The organism is Streptomyces sp. 6-11-2, assembly GCF_006540305.1.
In the GTDB taxonomy this organism is placed as follows: domain Bacteria; phylum Actinomycetota; class Actinomycetes; order Streptomycetales; family Streptomycetaceae; genus Streptomyces.
The window spans coordinates 3883118-3899779 of sequence record NZ_BJOR01000001.1 but is presented as its reverse complement, the minus strand read 5'-3'; the positions used below and the strand labels follow the sequence as shown (position 1 = coordinate 3899779).

The window sequence follows — 16662 nt, the reverse complement described above, 5'->3', positions numbered from 1 at the left end:
CCCCGACGTGCGCCACCCCTTCCTTACCCTCAAGGAGACGCAGTGAAACGAAGCACCATGGCGGCGATCGCCCTGACGGTGAGTGCAGGGCTGACCCTGACCGCCTGCGGCGGATCCAAGCCCGCCCCCGGTTCCGGCTCCGGTCCCAGAGCCGACGCCTACGCTCCGGTCGAGATCGGGAAGGGCTACACCACCAAGGGCGGGAACATCAACGTCCTGATGTCCTCGGACTTCCAGACGCTGGACCCCGGCAACAGCAACTACGTGCAGACCGCCAACGTGGGGCAGCTGTACTACCGCACCCTGACCATGGCCAAGGAGACCGCCGGCAAGCCGCCGACCATCGTGCCGGATCTCGCCACCGACCTGGGCAAGCCCTCCGCCGACGGCCTCACCTGGACCTACACCCTGAAGAAGGGGCTGAAGTTCGAGGACGGCACGCCGATCACCAGCAAGGACATCAAGTACGGAGTCGAGCGCACCTACGCCCGCGACGTCTACACCCAGGCACCGCAGGAACTGAACGCCGCCCTGGCCGACGACAGTTACAAGGGCCCATACTCCGGGGGCGACTTCAAGGCGATCGACACCCCGGACGACCGCACCGTCGTCTTCCACCTCAAGCAGCCGTTCGCCGAGTTCCCCGCCCTGGTCTCCCGGTCGAACACGGCGCCGGTGCCGAAGGCCGAGGACACCAAGCTCGACTACACCAACCACCCCGTCTCGTCGGGCCCATACAAGATCCAGTCGTACGACCGCGGCCGTTCGATGAAGCTCGTCCGCAACGACCAGTGGAACCCGGCCACCGACCCGAACCGGACCGCCCTGCCGGACACGTTCACCTTCACCCTGTCCACCGCCCAGGCGACCATCAGCCAGCAGCTGCTCGCCGACTCGGACCCGACGGCCGTCACCTTGGACAGCAACGGCGGCCTCCAGGCCTCCGACGCCGCCGAGCTCAACAAGCCCGACGTCGAGAAGCGCACCGCGGGCGGCCTGCTGGGCTGCACGGACGTGCTGGACTTCAACACCGAGACGATCAAGGACCCCGACGTCCGCAAGGCACTCGCGCTGTCCATCGACCGGAGCGCCGTCCAGGTGCAGTACGGCGGCGAGCGGTTCGGCAAACTGACCCAGTCGTACATCAACTCGGCCCAGCGGGGCTACGTCGAGCAGCACACCGACCTCGACCCGACGGGCAAGCCCAAGCTGGACGAGGCCAAGAAGCTCCTGGCGGGCAAGACGTACCCCAAGAAGCTGGTGTACGGCTACGCCGACGCCAACCCCCGGTACAAGAACGTCGGCACCGTGCTGCAGCAGAACTTCAAGCAGCTCGGCATAGACCTGCAACTGCGCCCGATCCCGACCGCCAACTACTACACCGTGCTGGCCGGTGACCAGATGCCGGACATCGCCCGCAGCGGCTGGTGCGGTGGCGCGGACAGCGGTTCGGTGCGCACCACCGTCGACCCGAACCTGGGCCCGAGCGTGGACGGCGAGACCTTCGGCTTCTCCAACATCCCGCGCTACTACGACCCGAAGATCTCCCGCGCGATGTACGAGCTGCGCGGCACCAACGGGTCCAGCGAGGAACTCGGCAGGAAGTGGGCGACCCTGTTCGACCAGGCCATGCAGAGCTACCCCCTGGTTCCGCTGGTGCGCAGCTACACCAGCAGCGTGGTCGGCTCCAAGGTCCGCAACGCGCAGGTGGGTTACTTCTTCGGCGGCATCGACCTGTCCATCATCGGCGTCCAGCACTGAGACTCCGTCACAAAAGAGGTAGAACGGTGAGTCCATCCCGAGCCGACGGGTCGCGCCCATGACCAGATTTCTGACGCGGCGATTCGTCGCGATGATCCTGCTGTTGTTCGTCATCAGCTTCGTGACGTTCAGCCTGTTCCAACTGGGCCCGGCGGACCCGGCCGCGGCGGCCTGCGGTCAGGAGTGCACCCCGCAGCGCATCGCCGAGGCCCGGGTCGCGCTCGGGATGGACAAGCCCTTCCTCACCCAGTACTTCGACTACATGTCGGGTCTGGTCGGCAGCCGCACGGTCGGCGCGCCGGGCAGCGAGACGCTGTGCTCCTGGCCGTGTCTGGGCAAGTCGTTCCAGACCAACGAGGACGTCACCGCGATCATCGGGCGGGCCCTGCCCTACACCCTGTCGGTGGCCAGCGGCGCGATCGTGCTGTGGAGCGTCGTCGGCGTCGGTCTCGGCCTGCTGGCGGCGCTGCGCAAGGGCCGGTTCACCGACAAGCTCGTCGTCGGCGCCGCCTCGGTCGGGGTGTCCCTGCCCATTCCGGTGACCGGCCTGCTGCTGCTGTTGTTCTTCGTCAGCACGGTGCACCTGCTGCCGTTCACCACCAACGCGATCACCTCACCGTTCGGCGCCGCGGGTCCGGGCGGCTGGTTCCTGAACTACCTGCTGCCCTGGGTGGCGCTGGCGGTGCTGTTCAGCGCGCAGTACATCAGGGTCACCCGCGGCAACATGCTGGAGACCTTCGGCGAGGATTTCATGCGCACCGCGCGCTCGAAGGGCCTGTCCCGGCGGATCATCGTGTTCAAGCACGGTGCGCGGGCCGGCATCACTCCGGTGGTCACCATGCTCGGTCTTGACATCGGCACCCTGCTGGGCGGCGCCGTCCTCACCGAGCAGATCTTCTCGGTGCCGGGCGTCGGATTCACCGCGGTGCACGCCGCCCAGGCCGGCGACCTTCCGGTCACCATGGCCATCACCATGATGGCCGCGTTCTTCATCATCGTCGCCAACGTCGTGGTCGACGCCACCTACGCCGTGATCGACCCGCGAGTGAGGGTTGCCTGATGACCACGCCCAAAGCCGCGCCCATGCTGGACATCCGCGATCTGCGGGTGAGCTTTCCGACCGACGACGGCGTGGTGCACGCGGTCAACGGGATGGATCTGACCCTGGCGCGCGGGGAAACCGTCGGCATCGTCGGCGAGTCCGGCTCCGGCAAGACCGTCACGAGCCAGGCCCTGATGGGACTGCTCAAGGACACCTCCGCCACCGTCACCGGGCAGATCCTCCTGGACGGCAAGGACCTCAACCCGCTGACCGAGGCGCAGATGCGCGCCCACCGCGGCAAGAAGATCGCGATGATCTTCCAGGACCCGCTGTCGGCGATGCACCCGTTCTATCCCGTCGGGGCGCAGATCGCCGAGGCCTACCGGGTGCACAACACCGTGTCCAAGAAGGCCGCGGCGGCGGTCGCCGTCGACATGCTCGGCCGGGTCGGGATTCCCGACCCCAGGCGCCGTTACTCGGCGTACCCGCACGAGTTCTCCGGCGGTATGCGGCAGCGCGCCATGATCGCCATGGCGCTGGTCTGCGAACCCGAGCTGCTGATCGCCGACGAGCCCACCACCGCGCTCGACGTCACCGTGCAGGCCCAGATCCTCGATCTGCTCAATGAGCTCCAGGCCGAGACCGGGTCCTCGGTGATCCTGGTGACCCACGACCTCGGCGTGGTCGCCGAGGTCTGCCATCAGGTCGTGGTGATGTACGGCGGGGTGTGCGTGGAGCAGGCGACCGTCGCCGACCTGTTCAGCGACCCGCGGCACCCCTACACCCAGGGGCTGCTCGCCTCGATGCCGTCGCTGGCGGGGAGGTCCGAGCGGCTCAGCCCGATCCCGGGCTTCCCGCCGTCGCTGCTGGCCCTGCCCGACGGCTGCCTGTTCGCGGACCGCTGCCCGAAGACGCACCTGGTGCCCGACGGTGCCTGCGGCACCCGCAGGCCGACGCTGACCGGCCCCGTCGGGCACCCGTCGCGGTGCCATCTTCAGACCCTGGAACCGGCCGGAGAGGTGGTCCGATGACGCCGCTGCTGGAGGTCACCGACCTCACCAAACACTTCCCGATCCGCTCCGGCGCCTTCCGGTCCGCCGGCGGTGTGATCAAAGCCGTCGACGGGGTCGGTTTCTCGGTCGAGGCCGGGCAGACCCTGGGGCTGGTGGGAGAGTCCGGTTGCGGCAAGTCGACCACCGGCCGACTGCTCATGCGACTCCTCGAGCCCTCGTCCGGGAGCATCAGGCTCGACGGCCGGGAGATCTCCGAACTGCGCCGGTCGGACCTCCAGGAGTACCGGCGCCGGGTGCAGATGGTGTTCCAGAACCCGTCGTCCTCGCTCAACCCGCGCCAGTCCGTGGGCAGTGCGATCGCCGCACCGCTGCTGGCCCAGCGGATCACGCCGCCCGGCGGCGTCAAGGCCAAGGTGCGGGACCTCATGGACCGGGTGGGGCTGCGGCCCGACCACTACAACCGCTTCCCGCACGAGTTCTCCGGCGGCCAGAAGCAGCGCGTGGGCATCGCCCGCGCACTCGCCCTGGACCCGCAGCTGATCATCTGCGACGAACCGGTGTCCGCGCTGGACGTCTCGGTGCAGGCCCAGGTGATCAATCTGCTGGAGGACATCCAGCGGGACACCGGGGTGGCGTATCTCTTCATCGCCCACGACCTGTCCGTGGTCAAGCACTTCGCCGACCGCATCGCGGTCATGTACCTGGGCCGGATCATGGAACAGGGCGACACCGAAGAGGTGTTCGGCGCTCCGCGGCACCCCTACACCCGGGCGCTGCTGTCCGCCGTCCCGCAACCCGACCCGGCGGCCGACCGCAGCGGGCGGATCCGGCTGTCCGGCGACCTGCCCAGCCCGGCCGACCCGCCGCGCGGCTGCGCCTTCCAGTCCCGGTGTCCGGTGCATCCGCGGCTGGACCCGCAGCGCCGGGAGCTGTGCGCCGGCAGCGTGCCGAGCGGCGACATCGCCTGCCATCACACCGACCTCGCCGCCGAGGCCCTGGCCACGACGGCCGGGTGAGCCGGGCCGCGTCCTGTGAACCGCCGTACCGCGCGGCAGAACCGCGCAACAGAGAGGTGACAACCGTGTTGATCCGTGACGTCCGCCCGTGGGGTGGCGAGCGCAGCGACGTCGAACTGTCCGGCGATCGCATCGCGGCGATCCGCCCGCACGACCCGGCCGCGCGGCCGGCCGGTGAGGTGGTGGAGGGCCGCGGCCGGCTGGTGCTGCCGTCGTTCAGCGACGTGCACGTGCACCTGGACTCCACCCGGATCGGCCTGCCGTTCCGGCCGCACACCGGCGGCCCGGGAGTCTGGACGATGATGCTCAACGACCGGCAGAACTGGCGCACCGCGGAGGTTCCCCTCGAGGAGCGGGTGGCCGGCACGCTGGAGCGGATGATCGCCCGCGGAACCACCCGGGTGCGGTCGTACGCCCAGGTGGACGTGGACTGCAAGCTGGAGAAGTTCGATGCCGTCGCGGCCGCCAAGGAGAGGTTCGCCGGGCAGGCCGACGTCCAGATCATGACGTTCCCGCAGGCGGGCATCCTCCGCGAGAAGGGCACCGTCGACTACCTGGAGGCCTCACTGAAGTCGGGCGCCGAGGTGATCGGCGGCATCGATCCCTGTTCCCTCGACCGGGATCCCAAGGGGCACCTGGACGTCGTGTTCGGGCTGGCCGAGAAGTACCAGGTCGAGGTGGACATCCATCTGCACGAGCCGGGTCATCTCGCGGTGTTCTCCACCGATCTGGTGCTCGAGCGCACCCGGGCGCTGGGCATGCAGGGCAAGGTCACGATGTCCCACGCCTACGAGCTGGGTTCGATCTCCGAATCGGTGAGCCGCCGCATCATCGACGACTTCGCCGAGCTGGACGTCGCGATGGCCACCGTGGCGCCGCCCGACCGCGGGCAGCTGTCGCTGGTGGCGCTGACCGAGGCGGGCGTCCGGGTGGGCCTGGGCGAGGACGGGCAGCGCGACTACTGGAGCCCCTACGGCAACTGCGACATGCTCGACCGCACCTGGCAGCTGGCCTTCACCAACAACTTCCGCCGTGACGAGCTGATCGAGATGTCCCTGGCGGTCGCGACCGTCGGCGGCGCCTCGATCATGAGCCACGACGTCGCCCGGCCGGCCGGGGTCGCCGACCGGCCCGGTCTGGCCGTCGGCGACCGTGCCGATCTGCTGCTGGTCGACGGCGAGACGCCGGCCAGCGCGGTGATGGACCGCGGCACCGACCGCACCGTCCTGCACGACGGCGCCGTCGTCGCCGACCAGTTGGCCCTCGTACGCCACTGAGCCCGCGCACGTCATCGCCCTGAGAGGTGGGCACCTCTCAGGGCGATACGTCCGGACCCGCCGCCCTAGACCAGCAGCTCGCCGCCCTGGACCACCACGCTTCCGCCGGACATCACGAGTTCACGCCGAGGGGCCCGCATCAGGGCGTCCTGCACGTTCTCGGCGTCGATCAGCACGATGTCCGCGGGTGCGCCCGCCGCGAGGTCGTGGACGCCCCGGTGCACGAAGCCCGCCGCGCGGGTGGTGGCGAGTTCCACCGCGTAGGCGAGGTCCTCGTCGGTCCGCATACCGTGCAGTCGCGCGAAATCCAGGGCCACGCGCAGCAGATCGCCGTCGCCGAACGGCGACCACAGGTCGCGGATCCCGTCGGTGCCAAGACCCACCGGCATCCCACGGTCCCGCATCCCGCGCCAGGGCAGTGGCGCCACGCGCACCGGGGCGACCGTCGACCAGGAGACGCCTGCCTCGGCCAGCTCGTCGAGCAGTTCGGCCTGCCGCTCCGGAGGCAGCTCCCCGAGGGCGAAGCCATGGGAGACGTTGACCTTCCCCCGCAGCCCCGCGCGGCGAGTGCGGTCGGCGATGAGCTCGAACTGGAAGGCGCCCAACGCGCCCCCGTCGTGCAGGTGGATGTCGATACCGACCCCGCGCCGCTCGGCGATGTCGAACAGCCCGTCGAGCTGCTTCACCGGATCGCGGTCGATCGCCGCCGGATCGAGTCCGCCGATACTGGCCGCACCGTTCGCCGCCGCCTGGTCCAGCAGCTCCAGGACACCGGGGCGGCGGACCACCCCGTCCTGCGGGAACGCGACGATCTCCACCTCGATCGCGCCGCCGAGTGCGTCCACCGCCTCGCGGACGGCGTCGATCCCCCGCAGGCCGACTCCGAGGTCGACGTCGACGTGGCTGCGCACCGCGGTGACGCCGTGCCGCAGGAACTCCCTCAGCACCGTGAGGCTGTTGGCCACGCTGGGAATGCCGAGCGCGTCCCGCTCGGCTCGTTCGTGCGCGATCCGGCCCAGCGTGGTCGGCTCGCCGCCGTAGGACACCCACGGCCGGCCCCACCAGCTCTTGTCCACGTGGGCGTGTGCGTTGATGAAGCCGGGCAGGGCGAGCAGCCCGCCGCCGTCCACCCGCTCGCCGGGTTCGCTCGCGGCACCGGCGGGCACCAGATCGCGGATCTCCCCACCGGAGACGACGATGTCGACGGCCTTCATGCCCCAGGGTCGGACATTGGTCAGTATCAGATCAGCCATTCAAAAATGGTATACCGAAACGCGAGGGCTGGGCCCTTGGCCGTCCGGCCGCACGGATCACCCGTGGTGGGCGACGATCGCGTGCCGGCTGTTCTCCAGGTGCTTGGCGACCAGTTCGTCGACGAGCGCGACGTTCCGGTCCGCGATCGCGGCGTAAAGGGCCTCGTGCTCCCGCGCGATCGCCATGAGGTCGTCGTGCTGTCCCAGCAGCCACCGCATCCGGCTGCGGAAGGTGCTCTCCAGCTCGCTCAGCAGTTCGTTGGCGGCCATCGATGTGACGGTCTCATGAAAGTCCGCCGCCGCACGCCGGGCGCGAACGCCGTCCCCCGCACAGGCGGCCTTCAGCTCTTCCTGCAGGTTGGAGCGGAGCCGGTCGAGGCCGGCGCGGTGGCGCCGTTGAGCGGCGAGCCGGAAGGTCAGGGCCTCCAGGGCCCCGCGGACCTCGTTCAGATCCGCGATGTCCGATGACGTGAACTCCCGGACGACCGCCCAGGTGCGTGGCCTCGGCGTGACCAGACCCTCGGCGACGAGCACGCGCAGAGCGTCGCGGACGGGCACCCTGCTCACGCCCATCTGCGCCGCCAGCTCGCGTTCGACGAGCTTGCTCCCGGGCTTGCGAACACCATCGAGAATGTCGTCCCGGAGTTGCCGCGTGACCCGCTCGGACTCCGGCTGGAACTCCCCAGACCCTGCCATGCCCTCAGTGTCCCACGGGAAGCGCGACTATTTGGTATACGGGTCTGGTTCGAGGTGGCGCAACCCGCCGCGGGGAGCCGTCCGCTTTGTCACGGCGCGGCCGCGCGGCGCAGGCGTCTCAGTCGAACCAGCGGTCCCGGGCCAGTTCCTCCGTCCGGGACGGGTCCTCCAGAAGTGCCGCGACCTCGAAGCGGCGCGGCCACTGGCCCGACGCCCAGGCTAGGCCGGCGGCCACGCCCTCCAGGGTGGCGGCGTGCAGGACGCCGTCGGAGGTCAGCCGCCAGTCCAGCGCGGTTCCGTCGACGACCAGTTCCTCGTGCTCGACGTAGGTGCGCGGGGTGCGCGGGCCGAGAAGCACCCGCACCGGCTCCGGTACGTCGTGCTCGGTGCCCTCGGAGTCGATCCCGCCGGTGACGGACTCGCTCAGCCGCCGCACCTGGAACAGCTCGGCCAACTCGTCGGCCAGCGCGGGCCGTACGGGCAGCAGAGGGACACCCTCGGTGAAGGGCAGCAGGTCCGGGGAGTCGCACACCACGGCGTCGGCGGCGTCCACGACCTCCACCCGGCCGTCGACCACGGCCCGCACCTCGTCCGGCAGGGTCACCTGTTCCGGGTCGAGCTCGGCCAGCGCGCCGTACAGGGCGTGCAGTTGGGCGGACGTCACGGGACGCTCCGGGTCGGCGAGCCGTTCCAGCAACTCCGCGGCGCCGCCCGGTTCCCCCAGCAGGGCGGCGACGCTCGTGCGCACGCCGAGTGCCCGCAGCACCTGCTCGTCGTCGAAGCCGGTGGCGTCGGCCTCCTCGTACAGGCCGCGCAGGAGCGGGTCGGACCCGGCGGCGCGCAGACCGGCCGGGCGGCGCCCGCCGAGCACCGGGTGCCCGCGCAGCCACCAGGCGGTGTACGGCCGGACGATCTCGTGGGTGCCGTCGGGCAGCAGGATCCGCACCGGCTGGGTGAGCGCGTCCCGCAGCGGCGGCCGGGCGAGCAGCGCGAGGGCCCGGGGCCACTGGTCGTCGTCGACGAGGTCCAGGTCGCGCACGGCGACGATCTCGGTGGCGACCGGCGGCACGGGCGTGTCCGGGAACCGGTCGAGCAGGTCCTCGCACCACACGTCGACCGCGTCGAGCAGCCCGGGGTCGTCCGGCTCGGGGAAGTCCCCGTCCCGCGGATCGAGTTCGTCCGGGTCGAGGACGACGTCCGTGGCCCGCACCAGGGCGAAGTTCGCGAGCACACCGCACGCGGCGAGCGGCTGCTCACCCCACTTCCCGGCCAGCTCCGCGTCCACCGCCGGGAGTTCGCCCTCGCGCATGAGACGGGCGAACGGGCCGCCGGGCAGGACGAGTTCGCCGGCCGGGGCGAGTTCGCCGTCCTCGTCGGGCAGGGCGAGCGCGCCGAGCCAGGGCTCCTCACCGGGTTCGAGTCCGGCCTCCCCGACCAGCGCGAGAACGGTGTCGGCGAGTTCCTCGGCGTCCGGGGTGTCCTCGTCCCATCCGCCGGTGTCCTCGTCGAGGGAGGCGGCGACGGCGGCCCGCACCTGCGGGGTCGTGAGCACGGCACGCGGCGTCGCGGGCAGGGCGCCGAGCTTCTCCAGGAGGGGATGCACGGCGTCCGGGTGCGCGACCTTCAGACCGAGCCGGGCCAGCACCTCCGGGTCGGTGAGGGCGGCACCGGCCACGGGCAGCAGGACCTGCCGGGGCCCGATGGTCGTACGGCTGTCGGCCAGCGGCACCGGCAGCCCGGAGAGACGGTCGGGGTCGACGCCCGCGAGGCTGTCGTACAGCCGCCGCCACCAGCCGGGCTCCTTCTCCAGGCCGGCCAGCCGGTCGACGGCGTCGGTCAGCGGCAGGCGGGCCACGCCCAGCGTGCGCAGCTCCACGCGCCGTTCAAGTCCGGCGGGCAGCAGGGTGGGCAGCACCTCGGCGAGCACGCGCACGGTGTCGGCGCCCGCGCCCTCGACCACCTCGGCGTCCCGGGGGCGGAGGGATTCGGGCAGGTCGGAGTCGTCGTCCTGATGGGCGGCGGCCACGACCGCGGGCGGCAGGAAGGAGGTGCGCGGCAGCCGGTCGAGAATGGCCTGCCGCAGCGCGCCGTCCAGTTCGCCCTTGCCCAGCGGGCCGGGCACGAGGCCGATGACGCCCTCGGTCACCGGCCGCCAGTCGGCGAGGAGTTCGGCGTAGGCGTCGGCCGCGCGCTGCACGAGGAAGTCGGTGAGCGGGCCGGGCGCGGCGTGGCGGCGGGTGCTGTCCAGCGGGAACGAGGCGATGAGCAGGGCCGGCACGCCGAGGGGTTCGTCGCTGGGGGTGGGGGCGTGGACGACGGGGCTGGTGCGGGGGCCGGCCGGGGTGCCGTCGGCGTCCACGGGGACGGCCCAGGTGACCGACCAGTGCGGGCGCAGGCGCTCCTCCACCGGGCGGTCGGCGAGGAGTTCCGGGGTCAGCGGGCCGTGCGCGCCCGCGGTACGCCAGCGGGTCGTGCCCTCGCGGGTGTCCTCCACGACCGTCAGGGCGCCCTCGGTGCGGCGGCGCAGGGTGCGCGGCGCGGTGTCGCCGATCTCGATGACGACCTCCTCCAGCCCGGGCAGGGCGAGGAGCAGGGCGTCGTCGACGGCGTGCAGGAGGCGTTCGGCGAGGTCGGCGGCGGCCGCGTCGCGCAGCCGCAGGATGACGACCGTGTCGTAGGGGTCGGGCGCGGTGCCCTCGGCGGCGAACGGCAGCCGCAGCAGCGGTACGTGTCCTTCGCGGCGGCGGATCTCGTCGCCGAGGCCGGGGCTGTGCCGGGCGGTGTCCTCCGCCAGCGCGCGGGCCTCGGCCAGCGACCAGCGGACACCGCCGTGCCGGCCGACGACGGCGGGCTCGTCGGTGACCGCGAGGACGGCGGCGAAGCCGACGCCGAAGCGGCCGACGGCGCTGTCGCGGGCGTCGCGCTTGGCGGAGGCCCGGAGCGTGGCCAGCGACTCCACGCCGGCCGCGTCGAGCGGGGCGCCGGTGTTGGCGGCGAGCAGCACGCCGTCGCGCAGGGTGAGCCGCAGCCGGCCTGGCACGCCCGCGCGGGCGGCGGCGTCGGCGGCGTTCTGCGCCAGCTCGACGACGAGCCGGTCCCGGTAGCCGCCGAGGACGAGGTCTTCCTCCGCGTTGGCGTCCTCACGGAACCGGGCCGGGCTGGTGGCCCAGGCGTCCAGCACACCGCGCCGCAGGCGCGCGGTCCCGAACGGATCGCCTCCGGCGGACGGCTGCACCAACATGCTCACGTTCACTCTCCTCATCGGCGTGACGACGAAGGTACCGCGCGGGGGAGAGGCCATTCGCCCGACGGACGGACGGACCGGTCCGGACCGGTCGCGGGGCAGGTCCTAGGAGTGCCCCAGTTCGGCGGTCTCGTCGTCCCCGGTCACCGGCACCGAGCCGGAGTCCTGCGCCGGACGCAGCGGGAAGGGGTCCACCCGCGTCTCGTCGATCACCGGCGGGGGCGGCTGCGGGGGCTTGGGCATCACCGCGGCCTCGGAGTGGCCGCCGCAGCCGTACGTCAGTGAGACCACATGGCCGTCGGCCGGGGAGAACTCGTTGGCGCACACGCCGAAGGCCTGGCCCAGCGAACCGCCGATCGGCACCAGGAAGCCGCAGCTCACGCAGGCCGCCGGGGCCGCCTGGGCCATCGGCGTCTTCGCGCCGAAGCCCTCCTCCCAGCGGTCGGCGGCCACGTGCAGGCCGTAGCGGGACAGGACGCGGGCGCGGCGCATGCCCAGTTCCTGGGCGAGCGCGGAGATCGAGCCGCGGGACGGGACGGTGGACAGGTTCCTCGGCGGGCCCGCCGTGACCTCGGCGTCCTCCGCCTCCGCCAGGTCGGCCATCTCCTGGGAGACCGCGGCGTTCGGCACGGGCTCGTCCTCGCCGGAGTAGCCGGGCTCCAGCCGCAGGTCCTCGGCGTCGGTGGGCAGCAGGTCGCCGGGGCCCATGTCGCCCGGGCGCAGGCGCTCGCTCCACGGCACCCACTCGGGCGCGAGCAGCGCGTCCGGTCCGGGCAGCAGGACGACCTCGTCCAGGGTGACGATCTTGGCGCGCGAGGCGCGGGCCACGGTGACGGCCCAGCGCCAGCCCCGGTATCCGAACTCCTTGCACTCGAAGAAGTGCGTGACGACCCGGTCGCCCTCGGAAAGCACTCCCGCGTGCTCGCCGACGACACCGGGCGCGGCCGCCTCCTCGGCCGCGGCCCGGGCGAGGTCGACGGCCTCGGCGCACAGGCGGTCGGGGGTGCGGCTTCGCGTGGTCGCTGCGCTCACAGGTATCGCTTCTCTCCTACGCCGTCTCTCGGGTGCGCCGGCCTGAAGGCGGCGGGGCGGACGGAGCGGACCCTGGGACCGCGTCGACGTCCGCGCCCGATCGCGCTCGGGCGCACCTACGTCATCCATTCTGCGGTATGCCCGTAAGGCGCGCGGTCGAGAACGTTCGCCACGGCGCGCTACGCACGCTACCTTCTCGTCGCCGCTCGGCCTACACCGACGTTGTCTTCACCGCGCCGCACCAGAACTTTCCCACCACGCCAACACCGGCCCACGCCGCGACAAACCCACCACCGGAGCCACGAGCCCGTTCCCGACCACGCCCGGAGCCCGGCCGCCGCAGACACCACGGCACCCGCACCGAGCCCGCCCGGACACCGGCCGCGGCCGGGTCCAGCGCCAAGCACGCCGGGGACAGCCACAGCCGGACCATCCCCCTGAGACGCCCGGCGCGCGACCAAGGCAATCCACCGGCCCGGGCCGCCGCAGCCGCGACCGAGCCCGGGGCCCGAAAAACACCCCGCCACCGCAAGCGCGACGAAGTCCGGGGCCCGAAAACACCCCGTCCCCGCAAGCGTGGTCGCGTCAAGGTGTCGGGGGTGGGGACTGCCGGGGCCGGGTGGGTGCCTTAGGGGTGTCTGGTTGGTCGCATCCGTGCCGCCATGGCGCTACCGGTGCCGTTTCCGGGGCAGTATGACGGGGTGGCAGCCGCGAGGACGCCCCCGGGAACCACCGGCGTCGGTGGGGACAAGGGGGTCAAGGGGAGCAGCCGGGGCAGCGGTTCGGGCCGGTTCGGCGGGTCCGTCCGCGCGGTCGGGCGTGCCCTGCATCTGCCCGTGACCGGAACGGTCCGCGGCATCCGCAGGGCGACCAACGCACACGGCGCCGGCGAGTCCGGTCTCGGCCGGCTGATCGAACTGCACGCGGTGAACGGCGCGGGCGACGTGATGATCACGGTGGCGCTCGCCTCCACCGTCTTCTTCTCCGTCCCCACCGACGAGGCCCGCGGCCGCGTCGCGTTGTACCTCGCCATCACCATGGCCCCCTTCACGGTCCTCGCCCCCGTGATCGGCCCCCTCCTCGACCGTCTCCCGCACGGCCGCCGCGCCGCGATGGCCGCAGCGATGCTGGCCCGCGCCCTGCTCGCGCTGATCATCGCGGGCGCCGCCGCCAGCGGCAGCCTGGAGCTGTATCCGGCGGCGCTCGGCGTGCTGGTCGCCTCCAAGGCGTACGGCGTGGTCAGAAGCGCCGTCGTACCCCGGCTGCTGCCGCCCCGCTTCTCCCTGGTCAAGGCGAACTCACGGGTCACCCTCGGCGGGCTGCTCGCCACCGGCGTGGCCGCGCCCATCGGCGCGGGCCTCCAGGCCCTCGGCGCGCGCTGGCCGCTCTACGGCGCCTTCGTGATCTTCGTCGCGGGGACGTTCCTGTCGTTCGCCCTGCCGCCCAAGGTCGACTCGGCCAAGGGCGAGGACCGGGCGCTGCTGGCCGCGGACGAGCAGCACCTGCGCGGCCCCCGCCGCAAGCCGCTGAAGCGTCCCGGCCTGCGCACCGTCGGCACGGCCGTCACGCACGCCCTCGCCGCGAACGCCGCGCTGCGCTGCCTGTCCGGGTTCCTGATCTTCTTCCTCGCCTTCCTGCTCCGTGAGCACCCGCTGACCGGCGAGAGCGCGGCGGTCTCGCTGGGCATCGTGGGCGTCGCGGCGGGCGCCGGCAACGCCCTGGGCACCGCGGTCGGGGCCTGGCTGAGATCGCGCGCGCCCGAGATCATCATCGTGACCGTCGTCGCCATCGTGCTGGGCGCGGCGGTCACGGCCGCGGTCTTCTTCGGCGCCTTCCTGGTGGCCTGCCTGGCCGCGATCGCCGGCTTCGGGCAGGCACTGGCCAAGCTGTCCCTGGACGCGCTGATCCAGCGGGACGTGCCCGAGCCGGTGCGGACGTCGGCGTTCGCCCGCTCCGAGACACTGCTCCAGGTGGCCTGGGTGCTCGGCGGCGCGATCGGCATCGTGCTGCCGCTCAACGGCGTGCTGGGCCTGTCGGTGGGCGCCGGGCTCGTGGCCGCCGGCTGGCTGCCCACCGTCCGTGGTCTGCTGGCCTCGGCCCGGCACGGGGGCACCACGCGGCCCCGGGTGGCATGAGGCCCGCGCCGCGGCCATCTGCCACGCCCGCACCCCCGCGTGGGCGGGCAGGCGGGCGCGCCCGATAGCCTTCGGCCATGACCACGCTGCATTCCGCCGTGCGACGCCGCCGCGCCGTCGCCGCTGCCGGCGCCGTTTCCGCCGGACTGCTCGTCCTGTCGGCCTGTTCCAAGCCGACCCCCCTGTCCACGATCACCGTCGGCAGCTCCTCGGTGAGCTCGGAAGCCAACTGCTACAACGACGGCAACGCGATCAAGACCGCCGACCTGGCCAAGTGCCTCAAGTCCAAGGACATCAAGACGATCAAGGTCGACCCGGACGAGACCGTGCGCTTCGGGGTCGACCCGAAGATCGCGGACACGGGCTGGACCATCCTGATGAACGGTCAGCCGCTGACCGACTCCAGCACCAAGACCTACCGCACGATCCCGGGCAGCGTCTTCTTCAACGCCCAGTACGGCGCCAGCGGCAACTCGACGCTGGTCTCCATCAAGGAGGGTGAGAAGGACGTGCGGGGTCTGTGGTCCTTCAAGCTCACGAAGAACTCCTGACCACGTCCGCGCCACGCGTCCTCGTCGCCACCGCCGTCCCCGTCGAACGGGACGCGGTGGCACGGGCGTTCGCCGGGCCCGTCCGTGAAGAGCCGCTGTCGGCGCTGCCCGGAGCGACCCTCCACCGGGTCCCCGGACCCCCCGCCGTCGACCTGATCGCCGCCGGCGTCGGCCCCGCCCTCGCCGCCGCGACCACCGCCTCCGCCCTGACCGCCGCCGCGCTCGCCGGCGCCCCCTACGACCTCGTCGTCTCGGCCGGCATCGCCGGCGGTTTCGCGCCCCACGCGCCCGTCGGCTCGCTCGTCGTCGCCGACGAGATCACCGCCGCCGACCTGGGCGCGGAAACCGGCGACGGATTCCTGCCGGTGACCGAACTCGGCTTCGGCACCGTCACCCACCGTCCGCCCGAAGCGCTCGTACGGGCGATCGCGGTCGCCGCCCCGGCCCGTACCGGCACGGTGCTGACCGTCTCCACGGTGACCGGTACCGCCGCCCGCGCCGACGCCCTGCGTGCCCGCCACCCCGGCGCCCTGGCCGAGGCCATGGAGGGGTTCGGAGTCGCCGAGGCGGCCGCCGCGCACCGCGTCCCGGTGCTGGAGGTGCGCGCGGTCTCCAACCCCGTCGGCCCGCGCGACCGCGCCGCCTGGCGCATCGGCGACGCCCTGACCGCCCTGACCGAGGGCTTCGGGAAGCTCGCGCCCGTCCTCACGAGTTGGAAGATTGCATGAGCCCTGACAGCAGCCGACTGCGGATCGCCTACTCCCCCTGCCCCAACGACACCTTCGTCTTCGACGCGCTCGCCCACGGCCGCGTCCCGGACGCGCCCGCGCTCGACGTCACCTTCGCGGACATCGACGTCACCAACGGCATGGCCGAGCGCGGCGAGCTGGACGTGCTGAAGGTGTCCTACGCGGTGCTGCCGTACGTCCTCGGCGAGTACGCGCTGCTGCCGTGCGGCGGCGCGCTGGGCCGGGGCTGCGGGCCCCTGGTGCTCACCAAGGAGCCCGACGCCGACCTGACGGGCCGTACGGTCGCGGTGCCGAGCGAGAAGTCGACGGCGTACCTGCTGTTCCGCCTGTGGGCCGCGGACGTCGTCCCCGGCAGGGTGGGCGAGATCGTGGTCATGCCGTTCCACGAGATCATGCCGGCCGTGCGGGACGGGAAGGTCGACGCCGGTCTGGTGATCCACGAGGCGCGGTTCACCTACCGCAACTACGGGCTGCACAAGCTCGCCGACATGGGCGAGCACTGGGAGCGCACCACCGGGCTGCCGATCCCGCTCGGCGCGATCATCGCCCGGCGGTCGCTGGGCGAGCGGACGCTGACGCGGCTCGCCGACTCGATCCGCGCGTCGGTGCGCGCGGCCTGGGACGACCCGGAGGCCTCCCGGCCGTACGTCATGGAGCACGCCCAGGAGATGGACCCGGCCGTCGCCGACCAGCACATCGGGCTGTACGTCAACGAGTTCACCGCCGGCCTCGGCGAGGACGGCTACGCGGCGGTCCGCGGGCTGCTCACGCGTGCGGCGGCCGAAGGGCTCGTACCGCCCCTCGGCCCGGACGCGCTCGCTTTTCCCTAGGGTCCTTCGTTTGGATCAGCCCGGCATGATCCAAACGAGAGGCCCTGGTCCTGTCGAGGCGGG

General features: G+C 72.4%; 13 protein-coding genes. 9 read left to right on the top strand and 4 right to left on the bottom strand.

The genetic code is table 11. The annotated features are described in order from the left end of the window. Positions 1 to 42 precede the first annotated feature (42 nt). The 5 genes from TNCT6_RS17040 to TNCT6_RS17020 all read left to right on the top strand — a co-directional run bounded on the left by TNCT6_RS17040 (position 43) and on the right by TNCT6_RS17020 (position 6109). Positions 43 to 1761 (top strand): ABC transporter substrate-binding protein, encoded by a 1719-nt coding sequence (locus TNCT6_RS17040; RefSeq protein ID WP_141360175.1) that lies wholly within the window; start codon positions 43 to 45, stop codon positions 1759 to 1761. A 58-nt stretch (positions 1762 to 1819) separates the two neighbouring features. Continuing rightward, complete coding sequence (locus TNCT6_RS17035; protein WP_141360174.1) at positions 1820 to 2821, top strand: ABC transporter permease; 1002 nt, start codon at positions 1820 to 1822, stop codon at positions 2819 to 2821. Further along, complete coding sequence (locus tag TNCT6_RS17030; protein ID WP_141360173.1) at positions 2821 to 3834, top strand: ABC transporter ATP-binding protein; 1014 nt, start codon at positions 2821 to 2823, stop codon at positions 3832 to 3834. Before TNCT6_RS17035 ends, TNCT6_RS17030 begins: the two co-directional genes overlap by 1 nt. After that, on the top strand, positions 3831 to 4832 hold the full coding sequence (locus TNCT6_RS17025; RefSeq protein ID WP_141360172.1) for an ABC transporter ATP-binding protein: 1002 nt from the start codon (positions 3831 to 3833) through the stop codon (positions 4830 to 4832). Before TNCT6_RS17030 ends, TNCT6_RS17025 begins: the two co-directional genes overlap by 4 nt. 65 nt (positions 4833 to 4897) lie before the next feature. Beyond that, the gene (locus TNCT6_RS17020) at positions 4898 to 6109 is read left to right on the top strand and encodes an amidohydrolase family protein (RefSeq protein WP_141360171.1); all 1212 of its coding nucleotides are present in this window, start codon (positions 4898 to 4900) and stop codon (positions 6107 to 6109) included. A gap of 65 nt (positions 6110 to 6174) precedes the next feature. On the opposite strand, the gene TNCT6_RS17015 is transcribed toward TNCT6_RS17020, so the two are convergent. The 4 genes from TNCT6_RS17015 to TNCT6_RS17000 form a co-directional block, all read right to left on the bottom strand. Beyond that, entirely contained in the window at positions 6175 to 7362 is a 1188-nt protein-coding gene (locus tag TNCT6_RS17015; protein ID WP_141360170.1) for an amidohydrolase, read from the bottom strand. A 57-nt stretch (positions 7363 to 7419) separates the two neighbouring features. Then, on the bottom strand, positions 7420 to 8058 hold the full coding sequence (locus TNCT6_RS17010; RefSeq protein ID WP_141360169.1) for a GntR family transcriptional regulator: 639 nt from the start codon (positions 8056 to 8058) through the stop codon (positions 7420 to 7422). A gap of 118 nt (positions 8059 to 8176) precedes the next feature. Beyond that, positions 8177 to 11305, bottom strand: a complete 3129-nt coding sequence (locus tag TNCT6_RS17005) for a sacsin N-terminal ATP-binding-like domain-containing protein (protein WP_141360168.1) — start codon at positions 11303 to 11305, stop codon at positions 8177 to 8179. A 102-nt stretch (positions 11306 to 11407) separates the two neighbouring features. Beyond that, positions 11408 to 12334, bottom strand: coding sequence for a DUF3027 domain-containing protein (locus tag TNCT6_RS17000; RefSeq protein ID WP_141360167.1), 927 nt, complete (start codon positions 12332 to 12334; stop codon positions 11408 to 11410). Between the two features lie 701 nt (positions 12335 to 13035). On the opposite strand from TNCT6_RS17000, the gene TNCT6_RS16995 reads away from it, so the two are divergent. From TNCT6_RS16995 to TNCT6_RS16980, 4 genes are all read left to right on the top strand, one after another. Continuing rightward, on the top strand, positions 13036 to 14469 hold the full coding sequence (locus TNCT6_RS16995) for an MFS transporter (protein WP_141360166.1): 1434 nt from the start codon (positions 13036 to 13038) through the stop codon (positions 14467 to 14469). A 77-nt stretch (positions 14470 to 14546) separates the two neighbouring features. Next, positions 14547 to 15020, top strand: a complete 474-nt coding sequence (locus TNCT6_RS16990; protein WP_141360165.1) for a DUF2771 domain-containing protein — start codon at positions 14547 to 14549, stop codon at positions 15018 to 15020. Further along, on the top strand, positions 14990 to 15748 hold the full coding sequence (locus tag TNCT6_RS16985) for a futalosine hydrolase (protein ID WP_172632928.1): 759 nt from the start codon (positions 14990 to 14992) through the stop codon (positions 15746 to 15748). Before TNCT6_RS16990 ends, TNCT6_RS16985 begins: the two co-directional genes overlap by 31 nt. Continuing rightward, positions 15745 to 16599 (top strand): 1,4-dihydroxy-6-naphthoate synthase, encoded by an 855-nt coding sequence (locus TNCT6_RS16980; RefSeq protein WP_141360164.1) that lies wholly within the window; start codon positions 15745 to 15747, stop codon positions 16597 to 16599. Before TNCT6_RS16985 ends, TNCT6_RS16980 begins: the two co-directional genes overlap by 4 nt. The last annotated feature ends 63 nt before the right edge of the window (positions 16600 to 16662 follow it).